We start from the raw sequence: 18,355 nt of genomic DNA on the forward strand, positions 1-18,355 counted from the left end.
CGCTGTCCCATCCCCCGCCAAGAGGATCCCCCAGATGAATGCACCGCATGAAGCCTCCCTGTCGAGCGCCCTGGGCGCGTCGCGCCCGCCGTCCGACTTCGACCCCGTGGAGTGGCAGACCCGCGTCGATCTTGCCGCCTGCTACCGGCTGGTCGCGCTGTACGGCATGACGGACCTGCTCTACAACCACATCACCGCGCGCATTCCGGGCACGCCCGACCATATCCTGATCAATCCGTATGGCCTGATGTACGAGGAGATCACCGCCTCGAGCCTGCTGAAGATCGACCTCGAGGGCAATATCCTCGACGGTGGCAACGGCGCCTTTGGCGTCAATCAGGCCGGTTACGTGATCCACAGCGCCGTGCACGCGGCGCGCCACGATGTGCAGTGCGTCATCCACACCCATACGCGCGCCGGCTGCGCGGTGTCCGCGATGCAGTGCGGCCTGCTGCCGCTGACGCAGACGTCGATGCGCTTTGCCCATATCGCCTACCACGACTACGAAGGGGTGGCGCTGGACCTCGACGAGCGCGCGCGGATCGTGCAGGACCTTGGGCAGCTCGATGCCATGATCCTGCGCAACCATGGCCTGCTGACCGTGGGCGCGAGCGTGGCGCGGGCGTTCAATGCCATGTACTGGCTCGAGATGGCCTGCAAGATCCAGCTCGATGCGATGCATGGCACGAAGGACCTGATCATCCCGAGCGAGGCCGTGGTCGAGAAGACCTACAACCTCTATCAGCCGCATGTCCGGCGGCCGTTCGGCGAGTTCGAGTGGCCGGCGATGCTGCGGCAGCTCGATCGGCGCGACCCGTCTTACCGCACCTGAGGGCCGCGCGCATGACAAAAGCCTATCCCGAAACCGCCGACGCCCCGCGCTGCCTCGCGCCGCTGGGCAACGTCGCCCCACCGGCGTTCGAGATTCCGCCGTATGCGTGCGACACGCATGCGCATGTCGTCTCGGACGATCCCGATGCCTATCCCGTGGTGCCGTCGCGCAGCTATACGCCCGTGCCGAGCCCCGAGTCCGCCTACCTCGGCATGCTCGACGCCACGGGCATGACGCGCGGCGTGCTCGTGCAGATCAGCGTCTACGGCACCGATAACCGCTACATGCTCGAAGTCCTGGGCCGCCATCGGGACCGGCTTCGCGGCATTGCGGTCGCCGCGCCCGACGTGTCCGAGCGCGAGCTCGCGGCGATGCACGACGCCGGCGTGCGTGGGCTGCGGCTCAACGTGCTGTTCGGCGGCGGCGTGAGCCTCGATGCGATGGAGACGCTCGCGGCCAAGGTCGGCCCGATGGGCTGGCACCTGCAGTTGCTGCTGGACGCGCGCCAGTTGCCCGAACTGATGCCGCGCGTGCGCAAGCTGACGCTGCCCGTGGTCGTCGATCACATGGGCCATATGCCCGTCGCGCTCGGCATGTCGCACCCGGGGTTCCAGGCGCTGCGCCATCTGATGGCGGACCACGGCTGGTGGACCAAGCTTTCTGGCGCCTATCGCATCAGCGAGCAGCGCCCCGATTTCGACGATGTCACGCCGTGGGCACAGGCGCTGATCGAGGCCGCCCCCGATCGCGTGGTGTGGGGCAGCGACTGGCCGCACGTCGCCATTGCGCACATGCCGGACACCGGGCATCTGCGCAACCTGCTTGCACGGTGGGCGCCGGACGCGGCGATGCGGCATCGCATTCTCGTGACCAACCCGCAGCGGTTGTATGACTTTCCGGAGACGTAACACACGACACCTGCCGTACCCGTAGCGCACCCATAACGATAAGGAGCAGCACGTGGAGACAACCAAGCATGTGGAAACGACCGGCGCCGCGGCACCCGCGGCACCACCTTCGCAGTGGAACCTCGCCTGGTATCGCGGCCTGAACCTCGAAGGCAGGCGCGCATTCAACGCCGCGTTTGGCGGCTGGGCCATCGATGCCTTCGATTTCATGGTGTTCAGCTTCGTGATCTCGTCGCTGATCACGGTCTGGGGCATCGATCGCGGCACCGCCGGTCTGCTGGGCACCGTCACGCTGCTGTTCTCGTCGATCGGTGGCTGGATTGCCGGCATCCTGGCCGACCGTTACGGCCGCACACGCGTCCTGCAGGGGACCATCCTGTGGTTTTCCGCCTGCACGGTGGCCATCGGCTTTGCGCAAAGCTTCGAGCAGGTGTTCGTGCTACGCGCGCTGCAGGGCCTCGGCTTCGGCGGCGAGTGGGCCGTGGGCGCGGTGCTGATCGGCGAGATCATCTCGCCCAAGGATCGCGGCAAGGCCGTCGGCGTGGTGCAGAGCGGATGGGCAGTGGGCTGGGGCCTCGCGGCCATCGCCTATAGCATCGCATTCTCGCTGCTGCCGGAGCACCTCGCCTGGCGCTGCCTGTTCTGGGTCGGCGTGCTGCCCGCCTTCCTCGTGCTGTACGTGCGGCGCCATGTGAAGGAGCCCGAGATCTTCCTGCGCACCAAGGCCGCCGAGCGGACCGCCAACGCGGTCGGCGACGAGACGAAACGTTCGTCGGCATGGGCGATCTTCTCGCCATCGCTGCTGCGCACGACCATCGTGGCGTCGATCCTCTGCACCGGCATGCAGGGCGGCTACTACGCGATGTCGACATGGCTGCCGACCTACCTCAAGGTCGAGCGCCATCTGTCGGTGCTGAACACCAGCGGCTACCTGCTCGTCATCATTCTCGGCTCGTTCTGCGGCTATGTCGGCGGGGCCTATCTCACGGACTTCTGGGGCCGGCGCAAGAACTTCATCGTGTTCTCGGCGCTGTCGGTGGTCAGCATCTACCTGTACCTGCGGCTGCCCCTGACCAATACCCAGATGCTGTTCCTCGGCTTTCCGCTCGGCTTTTCGGCCTGCGGCGTGTTCAGCGGCGTCGGTGCGTACCTGACCGAGCTCTATCCGTCGGCCAACCGCGCGAACGGACAGAGCTTCACGTACAACTTCGGCCGTGGCATCGGCGCGCTGTTTCCGAGCCTCGTCGGCATGCTGAGCCAGACCACGAGCCTGGCCACGGCGATCGCGATCTTCGCGGGCACCGCCTATGGCGCGGTGCTGCTGATGACGCTGCTGCTGCCGGAGACGAAGGGACAGGCGCTCGAGTAGCGGGGCCCGTGACCCGGCTACAGCGCGCGCCGCAAGCGCGGGTCGGGTTCACGCGGCGAGCGCTTCCTCGCCCGCCTGCTCGCGAATGCGGGCCGCGAGGTATTCGGCGTCGCGGGCGATACCCGAGAAGCGGCCGGAGCCCCAGGTGTGAAGCCACGGCAGGCCCAGGAAGTACAGGCCCGGCACGGGCGTCACGCCGCGTTTGTGGCCCGGGTACCCCTTGCCGTTGAATACCGGCGCGTCGAGCCAGCCGAAGTCCGGGCGGAAGCCGATGCACCAGACGATCGCGCCGATATTCGCGCGCGACAGGTCCAGCGCCGTGCGCTCCTCGGCCGGCGTCCATACCGGCTCGTACACCGACGCGGGCGGCGCCTCGATATCGTGCCGGGCGATATGCTTGTCGATGCTGGCATTGATGCGGTTGTACGTGGCATCGGCGTCGTCGAGGTTCTCGCGCAGGTTCGGCGCGAACCGCAGCATCCCGTACTGGTAGTCTTCGAGCGCGCCGAACAGCTCCATGCCCTCGCTCGCGAACCGGCGCAGGTCGATATCGCGGCCGCCGTCGCGACCGGTCACATAATGGTTGGTGTTGTCGCGCACGCCTTCGCGCAGCGGATGTTCCTCAACGGCCATGTCGTAGTACTGCATGTCCGCGAGCCAGTCCACCACATCGCGCCCACGATAAAAGCGCGCGCAGCGCGGTGCCTGGCCGACGGCGAGATAGACCTTGCGCCCCGCCAGATGCAGGTCTTCCGCGATCTGCGCGCCGGACTGTCCCGAGCCCACCACCATCACCGCGCCTTCCGGCAGCGCCTGCGGGTTGCGGTAGTCGGCCGACTGGATCTGCTTGATGCTCGACGGCAGCCGCTCGGCCATGCGCGGCACGATGGGCGTGTGGTAGCCGCCCGATGCCACCACGACCTGGTCGGCCGTGAAGTCGCCACCGCTCGTGCTCACATGGAATCCGCCGCCCTCGCGGCGTGTCACGCGCTGCACGGCCGTATGTTCGCGCACGGGCGCGTTCACCATCCGCACGAAGCCGTCCAGGTACTCGACGATCTCGTCGCGCTTCATGAAGCCGTGCGGATCGTTTCCCGAGTACGGATGACCGGGCAGCGTGCACTGCCAGTTCGGCGTGACGAGGCAGAACGCATCCCAGCGCTGCTCGCGCCACGTATGCGTGACGGTCTTGGCCTCGATGACCAGATGGTCGATGCCGGCGCGTTGCAGGCAGTAGCTCATCGACAGACCGGCTTGCCCGCCGCCGACGATGATGACGCTGTAGTGATCGCTATCCTGACTCGGATTCGTTGCGGACATGTCTCGTCCTCCCATTGATTGTGTGTTAGCGGCCGAAGCCAAGGAATCGAACCCTTGCATCGGGCTGCGTGGCATACCGTTCGGCGGTCGCCTCGATCTGCGCAAGCTGGTCCATGGCCGACGAACATGCATAGCCATAGCGCTGGCGCACGCGCTCGGAGGCGGCGACCAGCGCGGCACGCGCGCGCGCCAGGAAATCGTCGAGCGGGTACTCGGCACCGGCTTCGAAATGCGACTCGACGACGGTCGAGGGCGAATAGCACGTGGCCTCGGTCTGGTCGGGCCACGCAATACGGAAATAGGTCACTGGCATAAGAGAATTCCTCAGGAAGCGGCCGGCGGCACGATGAATGCGTCGTCGGCAAAGTCCCATAGCAGCGAGCGATCGTCGCCCGCGTCGTGCACGGTCACGCGCGTGCCGTCGTCGATGGTCCCGATGTCCTCGCAGGCCAGTCCGCGCGCGCGGAAGCGTGCCGTCACGGCCTCGACATGCGAAGGCGAGACGGCCAGCAGAAAGCCGTAGCTCGGGAAGGCGGCCAGCCAGCGCGCCATGTCCACGCCGTCCGGCCGCGGGATGCGGGACAGATCGATGTCCGCGCCCACGCGCGAACATTCGAGCAGCATCAGCGCGGTGCCGAGCGTGCCGGCCATGCTGATGTCCTTGGCCGCCGCGCACAGACCCGCCTCGGCGATCTCGGGCAATAGCTCCAGATCGTCGCGCAGGCGCTCGGCCGGCGCGGTCGTGGACGCATTCCAGTACGGGTACGGCTCCTGGAACGCGCCGCGCAGGTCCACCGTCATCAGCAGCCGGTCGCCCGGGCGCGCGGCGAAGCTCGACAGCAGCCGCTGCGCGCGGCCGAGGATCGCCACGGCGAGCTGGCCCTGATCGCTGCGCGCATTGCTGTGGCCGCCGACGATCGGCACGCCGTACGCGGCCGACGCCGCCGCCATGCCGGCCAGCACATCCTTCGCGCCGTCGATGGTTTCGCTCCAGATCGCATCGACGACGGCGAGCGGACGCCCGCCCATCGCATAGACATCGCTGATATTGACCATGACCGCGCTGTAGCCCGCGAACCATGGCATCGTGCGAATGAAATCACTGACCATGCCTTCGATCGCGAACAGCAGGTATCCGCCGGCACCGTCGTCGATGGCCGCGCAATCGTCGCCGACCGCAACGGCCTGATCGAGATCCGTCACGCCACCGGGCAGTGCGCGGCCGAGCGACGAGAGCATGCCCGCGATATCGGCCTTGTGGCCGAATCCGCGGCTCGCGCGCAGCGTGGACACGATCTCGGGCACGTTCATGCCGCGCTCCGCCCCGGCGCGGTAAAGCCGACATGCGGCGTGGTGCACGGCGGATAATGGCCGAGGTCGGCTTCCATCCGATGATGCGGGCGGCCGAGCAGCGTCTCTTCCCCGAGCGATTGCCAGTGCAGGCGGCGGAACAGCGGTTCGTTCTGGCTCTGCACGTGGGCGAGGAAGCGGCGGCAGCCCAGCGCATGGGCACTGCTGACGGCAAGCCGGATCAGTGTCGCGCCGATCTTGCCGTGATTGCGGTGCGCGGCATCCACGGCAAGGCGCGAGCCCCACCAGACGCCCGGTTCGCTTTCGTGGATGCGCACGGTGCCCACCACCACGTCATCCTTGCCCGTCTCGCACTTCACCGCGACCAGCAGTTGCGCCATCTCGTCGATGTCGTCGCGATCGTCGCTGTCGAAGATGCCCTGCTCCGCGCAGAACACCGCGCGGCGCAGACGCATCGCCTCGTCCGCCTCCCACGCCGACGTGGCCCAGCGGATGCGGAAGACGGTTTCCACCGCGGCGACCGGAACCTCCACGCAAAGATCTTCCATCATGCTGCCATCTCCTCGTACGACGAAAGCGACGAGCAGGCGCCGCACTTGCCACAACCGGCCTTGATATCGGCCGCGCGCATGCCGCCACCGCGCACCATCGCGCCGAGCGGCTCCAGAATCGATCGCATGAACTCGGGCGTCGGTGCCGGATGATCTTCCAGCGGCGTGCCGCTGATGGGCACGAACGGCACCACGAACGGGTACACGCCGATCTCGACCAGTTCGCGCGAGATATCGAGAATTGCCTCGGCCGTGTCGCCGAGACCGGCGAGGATGTATGTGCTGACCTGACCGCGGCCGAACACCTTCACCGCCGCGCGAAACGCCTCCATATAGCGGCTGATGGGCACCGCGGCCTTGCCGGGCATGATGCGTTCGCGTACAGCGGGCGTGACCACCTCCAGATGCATGCCGAGCGTATCGACGCCGGCCGCCTTCATGCGGTCGAACCACACGTCGTCGTCGGGCGGCTCGCACTGGGCCTGGATCGGCAGATCCACGGCCGCCTTGATCGCGAATGCGCTCTCGCAGAGGATCGCGGCGCCGCGATCGGGCGTGGGCGGCGTGCCCGTGGTCAGCACCATATGCTTGACGCCATCGAGCAGCACCGCGGCGCGCGCCACTTCGGCCAGCTGCTGCGGCGTCTTGCGCGCGATGGTCCGGCCCGCGGCCAGCGACTGGCCGATCGCGCAGAACTTGCAAGTCTTGCGGCGGCTTTCGTAGCGGATGCAGGTCTGCAGCACCGTGGTTGCCAGCACGTCGGCGCCGTGCAGCGTCGCGATATGCGAGTACGGCACGCCATCGAGCGTCTGCAGGCGCGAGAACCGCGGCGCCTTCGGAAAACTGATATTGGCGATGGGAATCGTGCCGCGCATCAGCGCGGTCTTGCCGTCGGCATCGGGTGCCGCGGCGAGATACGGCGAGTTCCATGCGGTGCTCGTGTGCACGGGCACCATGATGGTCACGCCGTCGATCGTCACCGCCTTGTGGTCGGACGGCCCCGCCCCGCCGCGCCGGCTCGATGCACCGGCAGTCGGGTCCACGAGGCGCAGTCCCGACGACTGCAGTTCAGTCATCAACTGCCGGCTCGAGGCAGGCGTCATCTCGCTGATACTCATGTTGGGCGCTCCCGTGGAAGTTGGAGAATGCGGCGGACATCGGTGAAGCCGTGGTGGCGGGCCGGTCGTTGATCGCAAGGCTCAGCAGTTCCGGCCGCGCGTAGTGCCCGACCGAATCCATCATTCGCTTGCGCTTGGTGATCAGCGACATGTCGAGGTCGGCGATCACCATGCCCTCGCCTTCCTTGAGCGGCGCGGCAAGATGCTGCCCCTCGGGCGAGATGATCGCGGTGTTGCAGCCGCCGCGCAGCGCCTTCTGCAGCGCGGGATCCGTGGTCACCGAGGCGATCTGCGCATCGGTGAGCCAGCCCGTGGCGTTCACGACGAAGCAACCCGACTCCAGCGCGTGATGGCGGATGGTCACCTCGATCTGTTCCGCGAAGATCGGGCCGACCAGCGAGCCGGGGAACTGGCTGCAATGAATCTCTTCGTGCTGCGTCATCAGCGCGTAGCGGGCGAGCGGGTTGTAGTGCTCCCAGCACGCGAGCGCGCCGACGCGGCCGATCGCGGTCTCCGCGACCTTGAGGCCCGCGGCATCGCCCTGGCCCCAGATCATGCGTTCGTGGAACGTCGGCGTGATCTTGCGGCGCTTGAGCACCAGACGGCCGTCGGTGTCGAACATCAACTGCGTGTTGTACAGACTGCCGTGATCGCGCTCGTTGACGCCGAGCACGATCACCATGCCATGCCGGCGCGCGCGCTCGGCCATGGCATGGGTCACGGGACCGGGCACCACCACGGCCTGCTCGTACAGCCGCATGTGGTCCGCGCCGGACTGCACCGGCGGGCGGACGAACGAGAAATACGGGTAGTACGGCACGAACGTCTCCGGAAAGACGATCAGCTGCACCCCCTCGAGCGCCGCGCGGTCGATGGCCTCGCAGACCTTCGCCAGCGTGTTCTCGCCATTCTCGAGATCGGGCGAGATCTGCACCGCGGCCGCGCGCACTATGCGTTGTCGTGACATGGTGGTTCCTAGTCGTGCGATCGGATCGGTATCAAACGGTCCAGGTGTCGATGATCACGGCGTTGTCGCGCACGTGCAGCAGCTTCAGGTCCAGCACGTCGAGCGGATTGATCGCACGGATGCCTTCGATCAGCGACGGTTCGCCGTGGCCATACAGCGCCTGCAGTGCAAAGCGGCATGCGTACACCTTGCCGCCCTCGGCCATGAACTTGGTCAGCTGGTTGTTGAAGTTCAGATGGCCCGGAAACGCTTCGTCGCCGAGCGTCGGAAAGCCGCGCTGCACGCCGAGCGTGACGCCCGGGCCATACAGCAGGATGGAGGTCTCGAAACCCTTGCGTTGCAGGCGCGTCGCCTGAAGCATGTTCACGAAGCCGATCGAGCCTTCGAACGCGACCGTGTGGAACGTGACGAGCGCCTTCTGGCCCGGCTCTGCCTTCACGTCCTCGAAGACCTTCTCTTCGTAATCGACAAAGTAGTCGCCTTTCTTGTGAAGCGGGGCGCTGACTGCGGGCATGGTGCTCTCCTCTGATGGGTGGCGGATTAGGTCGGATAACGATCGGCTAGCGGTGCCGACGCCATGCCATTTCGCAACGCGCGTGCCATCTTCGAGTCCCGGACATGCGATCAAGAGCCGATCTTCCGCATCGCGCGGGATTGATCGCATCGGTGATTTTTCATGTGGCGGAATGGTGCCGACATGGTCCATACATCCCGGCACAAAACGGCCCGAAACCCGCGCGCACCAACGTGGACGCGGTGCGCAGGGACAGGGCATGCCGGACGCCGCGCGCAGCACGCGCGCACCATCATCGAGCCGATAAAGATGCGATCAATCGGCTTTGATCGGCCGATCGCTTGCGATAAATGCAGGCACGAAACCTGCACGCCCCGATCGCATTCATCCTGTTGCGGAGTGCATCGTGTCGAGTCTTGCCAATCACTGGCTCAAGCGTCTGGCGGAGAGCGAAAAGCCCGCCTATCTGATGATCCCGGACATGATCGAAGAGGATCTGGCCAGCGGTCGTCTGCGCGCGCGGGACCGGCTGCCCGCGCTGCGTGACCTGGCCGACGCGCTGCGGCTCAACTACACGACGGTGGCGCGCGGGTATGCCGAAGCGCGCAAGCGCGGGCTGATCGATGCCAAGGCCGGCAGCGGTACCTTCGTGCGCGGACGCGCGCCCGCGCTGCCGTTGCAGGCCGGCACGGGCGCGGAGATGAGCATGAACATGCCGCCCGAGCCGGCCAGCATGACCGCGCGCCTGCGCGAGGCGGCGGCGCGCATTCTCGGCGACGCCGATCCGTACACATTGCTCCGCTATCAGGACTTTGGCGGCACGCCCGCCGATCGGTCGATCGCGACGGCATGGCTGCGGCAGCGGCTGCCCGACTGCCGGCCGGACACGGTGCTGATCTGCCCGGGCATCCACAGCGCGCTGGTGGCGCTGGTTTCGCAACTGGCGCGTCCGGGACAGACCATCTGCCTCGATACGCTGGCCTATCCGGGCATCAAGGCCATTGCCGCGCAACTGGGCGTGCAGTTGCAGGCGCTGCCCTCGGACGAGGAAGGCCCGCTCGGCCCCGCATTCGAGGCACTGTGCCGCACGCAGCTGCCCAGCGCGTTCTATATCAATCCGACGCTGCAGAACCCGAGCACGCGCACGATGCCGCAGGGGCGGCGCGAGATCCTCGCCGATATCGCGCTGCGCTACAACGTGCCGATCATCGAGGACGATGCCTACGGCATGCTGCCGCGCGAGGCGCCGGACCCGATGGCGCGGCTCGCGCCCGAACTCACGTACTACGTCACGGGGATGTCGAAGACGTTCGGCGCAGGGCTGCGTATCGCGTTCCTGTCGGCGCCCACGCCGCGGCAGGCACAGCGGCTCGCGGGCACGCTGCGCGCGACGACGGTCATGGCCAGCCCGTTCAATACGCTGCTGACCACCTCATGGATTCAGGACGGAACGGCTTCGGACATGATCGCGGCGATTCGCGCGGAAAGCGTCGCGCGCCAGGCCGTGGCGCGCGATGTCCTGACGGCCGGGGCCGGGCATGCCTACGATGCGGACCCCGAAGGCTTCCACCTGTGGCTGCCGATTCCGGCGGCATCGGGCTGGCGCCCGTCGGAACTCGCCCTGCACCTGCGCTCGCGCGGCATCGGCGTGGTGTCGAGCGCGGCATTTTCCACGGACGGCAATCCGCCCGATGCGGTGCGTATCTGCCTGGGCGGTCCGAACGATCTCGAGGAAATGGAGGAGTGTCTGCAGATCGTCGTCGATACGCTCGACGATCCGCATCATCTCCATACGGCGATGCTGTAAAACCGCTCAGGCCACGATCGTCCGCGTGCGGATGACCGTGGGATCCTCCATCAGCGACTTTACCCATCCCGTCGGCGGCACGATATTGATATCGGTGATCGCATAGCCGATATCGCCTTCGGTCTGCAACTGCTGCGCGACGATATTGGCGCCGATATCGGCCACCGCCTGGTTGAAGTGCGATAGCGCGCCCGGGCGGTTGTAATGGATGTTCAGGATGCGCGCCGGCGCCTGCAACGGCGCGGGCTGGATCTGCGGCAGGTTCACCGCGCCGACCGTGGCACCCGTCTGCAGGAAACCGATGAGCTTGGTCGCCACCTCCACGCCGATATTCTCCTGCGCCTCTTCCGTGCTGCCGCCGACGTGCGGCGTCAGGATGACGTTCGGCTTGTCCTGCAGCGGCGACACGAACGCATCGGCATTGCTGCGCGGCTCTTCCGGAAACACGTCGATGGCCGCGCCGCCGATATGGCCTTCGTCCAGCGCGGCGGCCAGCGCCTCGATATCGACCACCGAACCGCGCGACGCATTGATCAGGATGCTGCCGCGGCGCATGCCCACGATGGCCGCGCGGTCGATCAGCAGCTTCGTCTGCGGCGTGGCCGGGACGTGCAGCGTCACGACGTCCGCCTGCGCGAGCGCGTCGGCCAGCGACGGCGCGGGCACGGCCGAGCCCAGCGACAAACGCGGACGGATGTCGTAGAACACGACGCGCATACCCATGGCTTCCGCCAGAATGCCCACCTGGGCGCCGATATTGCCGTAACCGATCACCGCGAGCGTCTTGCCGCGGATCTCGAACGAGCCCTTGGCGCTCTTCTGCCATTCGCCACGGTGGGCGGCACGGCTCTTCTCGGGAATCCGGCGCATCAGCATGATGGTCTGGCCGATCACGAGTTCCGCCACCGAGCGCGTGTTCGAGAACGGCGCGTTGAACACGGGGATGCCCGCATGCGCGGCGGCCGGCAGATCGACCTGCGACGTGCCGATGCAGAAACAGCCGACCGACAGCAGATGGCGCGCATGGGCGAACGTATCGGCGGTCAGGTGCGTCGCCGAGCGGATGCCCAGCAGCTCGTGCCGCTGCAGGGCGTCATGGAGCGCGTCGCCGGCCAGCGCCTTGGGCTGGGTGGCAACGGTGAGCTGGGCTTGTGCCAGCGCTTGTTGCGCGCTGGCATGGATGTTTTCGAGAAGCAGGGCGCTGGTCATGGTATTCCGGGAATCTATGTATCAGGAGAGGGGCGCCTGACAGAACATACCACCGACCGGTATCCGTGCTGGTGACAGGGGCATGGCAAACCCTTGTTTCACTGCCCCGCCCCCACATGCGCTCCGGGCCCCTCCGCGGCCATGATGTCCTGCGGATTCCGCAGCGGACACGCGCGCAGCGACAGGCATCCGCAGCCGATGCATCCGTCCAGTTGATCGCGCAGCATGGTCAGCGTCCGAATTCGCGCATCGAGGTCGTCCCGCCACGCGGCCGACAGCCGCCGCCAGTCCGCGACCGTCGGCGCCTTGTCCTTGGGCAACTGGTCAAGCGCCTGCGCGATGACGGCCAGCGGGACGCCCATGCGTTGGGCGACACGAATCACGGCCAGCCGGCGCAGTATCCCGCGCGCATACCGGCGCTGATTTCCGGCACTGCGCGTGCTGGCGATCAACCCCTTCGATTCGTAGAAATGCAGCGCGGACACGGCAATGCCGCTGCGCGTGGCGACCTCGCCCACGGTCAGCGGGTCGCGTGCGCGAAGCTTGCGCTCGGCAGTCTGGGTTTTCGGCTTTGGCGCCATGGCTATCCGCCCTCACGAAGACAAGGTCACGAAGACAAGGCCACTATCCTAGGCCATCACGCCGCTTGACCTCAAGTGCACTCGAGGTTCGATACTGCGGCGTCATCGTCAACGTCCGGTCGCTCCCGGAACCCGTCATGAACGCATTCACGCCGCTGCCCCCGGCCTTCATCGACTTTATCAATCCGCCCGAGCTGTACGATCCGCGCCCCAATGGCTACACGCACGTCGTGGTTACCCACACGCCCGCCCGCATCGTGCAGGTGGCGGGCCAGGGTGGCGAGGATACCGATGGCACCCTGTCGCTGGACTTCGCCACGCAGGTCGATCGGGCCCTCCGCAACCTGCGCCACGCGCTGCAAGCCGCGGACGCCGATATCGCCGACGTGACCAAGATCACGGTGCTGATCGTCGACCATTCGATGGCGCGCCTGCAGATCTTCAGCGCCGCCTGGCAGGCACTGCTCGGGGACTGGCCGGCGCCCGCCTGCACGCTGATACCGGTGCCGCGACTGGCACTCGACGGCATGCTTTTCGAGATCGAAGCCACCGCCGTGCTGCCAGTTTGAGGTTTTCCGGCACGATATGCTGGAAACAGGTAACGTCCCAGACTAAAGCGGCAGTTTCTGCCGGCCATGCTTGCCTAGAATCGTCTGCACGACCAATGCATTCGAAAACAGGAGACAGGCATGGGCCATGCCGACCAGTTCGGGCTGCTGAAGCTTGACGATATCGATCCGCAGGAAACCCGCGAGTGGACCGACGCGCTCAGCGGCGTCGTGGATCATGCCGGTCCGCAACGCGCGGACTATCTGCTGGAAAAGCTCGGCGAGCATGCGAGCCACCTCGGGCTCGGCAAGCGCCCGCACCCCTACTCCGCGTACCAGAACACCATCGCCGCCCACGCGCAGCCCCCGTATCCCGGCAACCGCGCGATCGAGGAGCGCCTGACCGCGATCCTGCGCTGGAACGCGCTGGCCATGGTCGTGCGCGCGAACAAGGCGTACGGCGAGCTCGGTGGCCATCTGGCCAGCTATGCGTCGGCGGCGGAGATCTTCGAAGTCGGCTTTCACCATTTCTTCCGCGCGGATAGCGCCGACCGCAAAGGCGACCTCGTGTTCTTCCAGCCGCATTCGGCGCCCGGCGTCTATGCGCGCGCGTTTCTCGAAGGCCGCCTGACCGAGGACCAGCTCGGCCGCTACCGGCAGGAGGTCGATGGCGGTGGCCTGTGCTCCTATCCGCATCCCTGGCTGATGCCGGAGTTCTGGCAGTTTCCGACGGGCTCGATGGGCATCGGCCCGATCAGCGCGATCTACCAGGCGCGCTTCCTGCGCTACCTCGAGCATCGCGGCCTCGCGCAGACCGCGGGCCGGCGCGTCTGGGGCGTGTTCGGCGACGGCGAGATGGACGAACCCGAGTCGCTGGCCGCGCTGTCGCTGGCCGCGCGCGAAAAGCTCGACAACCTCACGTTCGTCATCAACTGCAACCTGCAACGGCTCGATGGCCCCGTGCGCGGCAATGGCCAGGTCATCAACGAACTGGAGGCGTTCTTCTCGGGCGCCGGATGGAACGTCGTCAAGGTCATCTGGGGTTCCGAGTGGGACGCGCTGTTCGCGCGTGACAAGCATCACGCGTTGCTCAAGCGGTTCGCGGCGATGGTCGATGGCGAGTATCAGACGCTCGGTGCGAAGGATGGCGACTACAACCTGTCGCGCTTCTTCCATCAGGATCCCGAGCTCAAGGCCCTTGTCGCGGGCATGAGCGCGGCCGATATCGACGGCCTGCGCCGTGGCGGCCACGACTTCCGCAAGCTGCATGCCGCATTCCAGGCGGCCGCCGAGCATCCGGACCGGCCCACGGTCATCCTTGCCAAGACCAAGAAGGGGTATGGCATGGGCGATGCGGGCGAGTCCCGCATGACCGCGCACCAGCAGAAGAAGCTCGATATCGACGCGCTGCGCGCGTTCCGCCAGCGTTTCTCGCTGCCGATCGACGATGCCGCGCTGGAATCGATGTCGTTCTACAAGCCGGCCGAAGACAGCCCCGAGATGATCTATCTGCGCGAGCGCCGCGCCGCGCTGGGCGGGTATCTGCCGCGCCGCGCAACCACGGCGCCGAAGCTCGCGGTGCCGCCGCTCGAGCAGTATGGGCGCTTTGCGCTCGAACCCGACGATCGCGAGGTCTCGACGACGACCGGTGTGGTGCGGCTGTTCACGAACCTGATCAAGGACCGCACGGTGGGCCCGCGCGTGGTGCCGATCGTCGCCGACGAGGCGCGTACGTTCGGGATGGCCAACCTGTTCCGCCAGATCGGTATCTATTCGCCGCTGGGCCAGCTTTACGAGCCCGAGGACGCGGGTTCGATGCTGTATTACAAGGAATGCCGCGACGGCCAGTTGCTCGAGGAAGGCATTACCGAAGCCGGTGCCATGGCGTCATGGACCGCGGCTGCCACGTCCTATAGCGTGAACGGCGAGCCGATGCTGCCGTTCTACATCTATTACTCGATGTTCGGCTTCCAGCGCGTGGGCGACATGATCTGGGCGGCTGCCGACCAGCGCGCGCGCGGGTTCCTGATCGGCGCGACCGCGGGCCGGACCACGCTCTCCGGCGAGGGGCTCCAGCATCAGGATGGCACGAGCCAGCTGGTGGCGGCCACGGTGCCGAACTGCCGTGCCTACGATCCGGCCTTTATCAGCGAGGCGGCCGTGATCATCGATCATGGCGCACGGGCGATGCTCGACGAACAGCGCGACGAGTTCTACTACATCACGGTCAACAACGAAAACTATGCGCAGGCGCCGCTGCCCGCTTCGGCGCACGGCGACGTGATTCGCGGCATGTATCGCTTTGGCGAGCGCGGTACCGATACGGGCGACCGCGCGCGCGTGCGGCTGCTTGGGTCGGGCCCGATCCTGCGCGAGGTCATCGCCGCGGCGGAGTTGCTGGCCAGGGACTGGAACGTGCGCAGCGAGATCTGGAGTGTGACGAGCTTTCCCGAGCTTGCGCGCGATGCGCGCGAATGTGAGCGGCAGCAGCTGTTTGGGGGCAAGGCCGATGCGCGCAGCCATGTGGCGCAATGCCTCGACGGCGATGCACCGGTCGTGGCGGCCACGGACTATGTGCGGGCCTACGCGCAACTGATCGCGCCGTATGTGTCCGCGCGCTATATCGCGCTCGGCACGGACGGCTTTGGGCGCAGCGACACGCGCGGCGCGCTGCGGCGATTCTTCGGGATCGATCGCCACCATATCGTGGCGAGCGCATTGCAGTCGATCGACCCGGCACTGCATGCGCGCGCGCTCGAGCAATACGGGCTGCGCGCCGACATGGCCGCGGCATGGGAGCGCTGAGCGGGATCGGTCAAAACCGATCGAGCGCGTCGCGGATGACGGTCTTGCGCAGCTCCGCGGCCACGTCGAGATTCCGTGGCTGCAGCGACGCCATCAGGTCGGCATAGACCAGCACAGGCGGCGCAAGCCCCGGCCGTGCGGGATCCTCGATCGATGGATCCCAGAACGCTTCGAGGATCTCGATGGGCCCGTTCGGTTGCGGCTTGAGCCGATACCGCGACGCGAGCGTCTGGATCCCCTGCCCCATGCGCGCGGGCGCCATATAGATCGTCTGCGGCGCTCCGGCCAGATCGGCCGCGGCCCCCATGGCCAGCGCGGCCACCTCCCCGCCCCAGCACGCGTCCAGCGCCGCGAGCTCCTCCGGCCGCAGTGCCCGCCACCAGTCGTCCCCAGGCGCCGCAAAACGCCGCGGCTGCAGCCTCGGACGCAGGATGGTCGGATAATTGGCCACCCATTCGTCCAGCAGCCGGTCCGGCGCCGTCAGCCGGCGTTTCTCCTCGGTATGCGCCTCCGTACGCGCCTCCGTACGCGCCTCCGGGCGGGCCTCGGCCCCCTCCGGGTTCGCTTCCGTGCGCGTCTCTAGCAGCCACCCGCGCGCGGCCAGCCCGTTGAACACGGCCCCGACGGAACCGAGCGCAATCCCGCTCAGATGTGCAATCTCGCGATACGTCGCCTGCAGCAGCGCCGGCCGGCACAGCAACGCGAAGACCATGCGCTGGGAACTGGGATTCCCCGTGGTCCGTATCGGCGGGCGCACCAGACTGCCCGGCGGCGTCTGCCCGCAGACGAACACGAACATCCCGGCGGCATCGAGATACGCATTGCCAGCCGTATCGATGAACTGAAGCCCCATTTCCCGGCATTGCCCGGCGAGTGCCGGCGTCAGATAGGTGGTGATGAGCAGGCCGGCATCGTGGCCGGTGCCCGTACCCCGATGGCCCACGAGTTGCGCGTGCACGACCGACAGATCGGCCGACGTGCGCACTGCGCGCCGGCACACGACGGCCAGTCGAAGCGACACGTCGCCGTGCCGCAGCCCCACCGCGGCGGCCGAAGCAACCGACTCCGCACCCTCGCCGCGGCTCGCACGGCGAATCCGCCGGACACGGCCCTGGATGCCCGTCATCCGGTACAGCGCGGCCAGCGCCGCCTCCACCCAATCGATGTCGCCTGTGTTCTGCTCCATGGTTGCTCCAGCAGACTCTGTCGCCTGCCGGAAATCATGGCTCAAACCGTCTCAGTGTTCAACATTTACGCGTGTTCATGTTTCATGAACAACGAAAATTCCTGAACGAGTCGAGGCTGGGAGACATTTCCGGACCCGCCAGACCGGCGCTTACTCGTCGATTTCCGACGTACGCGGAATAATCACGGCCTGACCATGGACCTGACCGTCGGCATCGACCAATTGCCAGAGCGTGGCCTCCTCGATCATAAAGCGCTTGCCCGCCTTGGTAATCCGCACCCCCTTGTAGCCGGCCTCATACCCGAGCGCCTGCACGCGTTCGAGAAACCGCTGCCGCTCCTCGCGATTGGGCGCTTCGGCCGACAGCCGCGACGGCAGCCGGGTAAGCTCGTCCCAGTCGTAGCCGAAACGTTCCTGCGCGGCACGGTTGCCGTACAGGAAGACCGGATCGGGCGCCGTGTTGTGGGCCAGAATGCCAAACGGCGCCTCGGCATAGAGCCACGCCGCGGCTTCGGCCGCGTTCAGATGGACCGGCACCAGGGGCTTGCCCAGCAGGCGCGCGTAGCTTTCGGTCAGCAGACGGTGGAAATCGAGGTTCTGGTAAAGCGGAAGGGACGACGAAGACATGGGATAAGGCTCGCAACGGAAGCCCATACCATAACAAATCCGCGCAAGCGCGCCACACTGACGCCACTGTCAGACAAACGCCGATCCCAAGACCACCGTGCCTTGCCTAAAAATCCGTTATGGCCCCCAATGAGGCGGCCCCCAGAAGAAAGGAGCGGAACTATGGCCAGGAACTATCAGGTCGTCTTCAATGACGGCTACTGGGATTTGCGCGTGGACGGCGTGCCCCGGGCAATCAGCCGTCACAAATCGCGCGAGGAGGCCATTCGCGTCGGAACCGCCGCCGCCGAGCGCCTCAAGGTGGAACTCACCGTCGAAGCCGACGACGACGGCGCGGTGCCGGACCCGACGCTCGCGGCCGCATGACGAAACCGGGCGCACGCGCTCGCGTGATCGCCCCTGTTCCCCTTACGAATTGTTCTCCACCGGCGGCGCATCGGGATCCCGGCTTCCCGGATCCCGCAGGTCGCGCTCGCCGACACCGGGCGTTATCTCGCCCTTCGAACGGTTCTCCTTGATTTCGCCGTGCCCCTCCCGCTGCCGCTCGCTGGCCGCGCTCGAAGCGTTTGGCGATCCCTCCGCCGATCCGTTCTGAAGGTCATCGTGCGCGCGCCGTCGATCGCGATTGCGGCGCCTGCGGGTACCTGCGTATGCGAAAGGCATGACGTCTCCCTGATGGTTGGTGTTGTATCGATGGAGAAA

General features: G+C 66.8%; 19 protein-coding genes. 7 read left to right on the forward strand and 12 right to left on the reverse strand.

The genetic code is table 11. The features are described from left to right. The first annotated feature begins 34 nt into the window (after positions 1-34). The 3 genes from AAHB16_RS04435 to AAHB16_RS04445 all read left to right on the forward strand — a co-directional run bounded on the left by AAHB16_RS04435 (position 35) and on the right by AAHB16_RS04445 (position 3,109). Positions 35-832: a class II aldolase/adducin family protein gene (locus AAHB16_RS04435; RefSeq protein ID WP_342050204.1), complete on the forward strand. Its 798-nt coding sequence runs from the start codon at positions 35-37 to the stop codon at positions 830-832. Positions 833-843: 11 nt separating this feature from the next. Continuing rightward, positions 844-1,740, forward strand: coding sequence for an amidohydrolase family protein (locus AAHB16_RS04440; protein WP_342050205.1), 897 nt, complete (start codon positions 844-846; stop codon positions 1,738-1,740). Between the two features lie 70 nt (positions 1,741-1,810). Further along, positions 1,811-3,109: an MFS transporter gene (locus tag AAHB16_RS04445; RefSeq protein ID WP_446718065.1), complete on the forward strand. Its 1,299-nt coding sequence runs from the start codon at positions 1,811-1,813 to the stop codon at positions 3,107-3,109. A 48-nt stretch (positions 3,110-3,157) separates the two neighbouring features. Here AAHB16_RS04445 and AAHB16_RS04450 read toward each other — a convergent pair whose 3' ends face one another. Genes AAHB16_RS04450 through AAHB16_RS04480 form a run of 7 tightly spaced genes read right to left on the reverse strand, consistent with a single transcriptional unit; the run spans position 3,158 to position 8,890 of the window. After that, positions 3,158-4,444 carry an MSMEG_0569 family flavin-dependent oxidoreductase gene (locus AAHB16_RS04450; RefSeq protein WP_150374566.1) on the reverse strand — a complete coding sequence of 429 codons (1,287 nt, stop codon included), beginning with the start codon at positions 4,442-4,444 and terminating at the stop codon, positions 3,158-3,160. A gap of 10 nt (positions 4,445-4,454) precedes the next feature. After that, positions 4,455-4,742: an MSMEG_0570 family nitrogen starvation response protein gene (locus AAHB16_RS04455; protein ID WP_342050206.1), complete on the reverse strand. Its 288-nt coding sequence runs from the start codon at positions 4,740-4,742 to the stop codon at positions 4,455-4,457. A gap of 11 nt (positions 4,743-4,753) precedes the next feature. Next, complete coding sequence (locus AAHB16_RS04460) at positions 4,754-5,740, reverse strand: sll0787 family AIR synthase-like protein (RefSeq protein WP_342050207.1); 987 nt, start codon at positions 5,738-5,740, stop codon at positions 4,754-4,756. Beyond that, the gene (locus AAHB16_RS04465; protein WP_150374569.1) at positions 5,737-6,291 is read right to left on the reverse strand and encodes an MSMEG_0567/Sll0786 family nitrogen starvation N-acetyltransferase; all 555 of its coding nucleotides are present in this window, start codon (positions 6,289-6,291) and stop codon (positions 5,737-5,739) included. The genes AAHB16_RS04460 and AAHB16_RS04465 overlap by 4 nt, the downstream gene beginning before the upstream one ends. Further along, positions 6,288-7,409, reverse strand: coding sequence for an MSMEG_0568 family radical SAM protein (locus AAHB16_RS04470; protein ID WP_342050208.1), 1,122 nt, complete (start codon positions 7,407-7,409; stop codon positions 6,288-6,290). Before AAHB16_RS04470 ends, AAHB16_RS04465 begins: the two co-directional genes overlap by 4 nt. Then, complete coding sequence (locus AAHB16_RS04475; protein ID WP_150374570.1) at positions 7,360-8,376, reverse strand: Nit6803 family nitrilase; 1,017 nt, start codon at positions 8,374-8,376, stop codon at positions 7,360-7,362. The genes AAHB16_RS04470 and AAHB16_RS04475 overlap by 50 nt, the downstream gene beginning before the upstream one ends. Before the next feature lie 31 nt (positions 8,377-8,407). Continuing rightward, positions 8,408-8,890 carry an MSMEG_0572/Sll0783 family nitrogen starvation response protein gene (locus AAHB16_RS04480; RefSeq protein ID WP_109584112.1) on the reverse strand — a complete coding sequence of 161 codons (483 nt, stop codon included), beginning with the start codon at positions 8,888-8,890 and terminating at the stop codon, positions 8,408-8,410. Between the two features lie 406 nt (positions 8,891-9,296). Between AAHB16_RS04480 and AAHB16_RS04485 the strand changes: the two genes are divergently transcribed. Continuing rightward, a complete protein-coding gene (locus AAHB16_RS04485) occupies positions 9,297-10,697 on the forward strand; it encodes an aminotransferase-like domain-containing protein (RefSeq protein ID WP_342050209.1) in 1,401 nt (466 codons plus the stop codon). Between the two features lie 6 nt (positions 10,698-10,703). Here AAHB16_RS04485 and serA read toward each other — a convergent pair whose 3' ends face one another. Further along, positions 10,704-11,906 carry a phosphoglycerate dehydrogenase gene (gene serA, locus AAHB16_RS04490; protein WP_342050210.1) on the reverse strand — a complete coding sequence of 401 codons (1,203 nt, stop codon included), beginning with the start codon at positions 11,904-11,906 and terminating at the stop codon, positions 10,704-10,706. 98 nt (positions 11,907-12,004) lie between these two features. Then, on the reverse strand, positions 12,005-12,487 hold the full coding sequence (soxR, locus tag AAHB16_RS04495; RefSeq protein WP_150374573.1) for a redox-sensitive transcriptional activator SoxR: 483 nt from the start codon (positions 12,485-12,487) through the stop codon (positions 12,005-12,007). 137 nt (positions 12,488-12,624) lie between these two features. On the opposite strand from soxR, the gene AAHB16_RS04500 reads away from it, so the two are divergent. Together AAHB16_RS04500 and mdeB are read left to right on the forward strand one after the other, a co-directional pair. Next, the gene (locus AAHB16_RS04500; protein WP_342050211.1) at positions 12,625-13,056 is read left to right on the forward strand and encodes a RidA family protein; all 432 of its coding nucleotides are present in this window, start codon (positions 12,625-12,627) and stop codon (positions 13,054-13,056) included. Positions 13,057-13,176: 120 nt separating this feature from the next. Further along, complete coding sequence (gene mdeB, locus AAHB16_RS04505) at positions 13,177-15,840, forward strand: alpha-ketoglutarate dehydrogenase (RefSeq protein ID WP_342050212.1); 2,664 nt, start codon at positions 13,177-13,179, stop codon at positions 15,838-15,840. 10 nt (positions 15,841-15,850) lie between these two features. Here the strand turns inward: mdeB and AAHB16_RS04510 are convergent, their stop codons facing one another. Together AAHB16_RS04510 and AAHB16_RS04515 are read right to left on the reverse strand one after the other, a co-directional pair. Next, positions 15,851-17,026, reverse strand: a complete 1,176-nt coding sequence (locus AAHB16_RS04510) for a type IV toxin-antitoxin system AbiEi family antitoxin (RefSeq protein ID WP_342050213.1) — start codon at positions 17,024-17,026, stop codon at positions 15,851-15,853. A 150-nt stretch (positions 17,027-17,176) separates the two neighbouring features. Beyond that, a complete protein-coding gene (locus AAHB16_RS04515) occupies positions 17,177-17,653 on the reverse strand; it encodes an MEKHLA domain-containing protein (protein ID WP_150374577.1) in 477 nt (158 codons plus the stop codon). Between the two features lie 162 nt (positions 17,654-17,815). Here AAHB16_RS04515 and AAHB16_RS04520 point away from each other — a divergent pair, with 162 nt between their 5' ends. Then, positions 17,816-18,019, forward strand: a complete 204-nt coding sequence (locus AAHB16_RS04520; RefSeq protein WP_191002364.1) for a DUF2188 domain-containing protein — start codon at positions 17,816-17,818, stop codon at positions 18,017-18,019. 42 nt (positions 18,020-18,061) lie between these two features. On the opposite strand, the gene AAHB16_RS04525 is transcribed toward AAHB16_RS04520, so the two are convergent. Beyond that, positions 18,062-18,316, reverse strand: coding sequence for a hypothetical protein (locus AAHB16_RS04525; RefSeq protein WP_150374579.1), 255 nt, complete (start codon positions 18,314-18,316; stop codon positions 18,062-18,064). Positions 18,317-18,355: the final 39 nt, after the last annotated feature.

Origin of the sequence: Cupriavidus sp. OTU4054, from assembly GCF_038440175.1 — a bacterium.
Classification (GTDB): domain Bacteria; phylum Pseudomonadota; class Gammaproteobacteria; order Burkholderiales; family Burkholderiaceae; genus Cupriavidus; species Cupriavidus pauculus_D.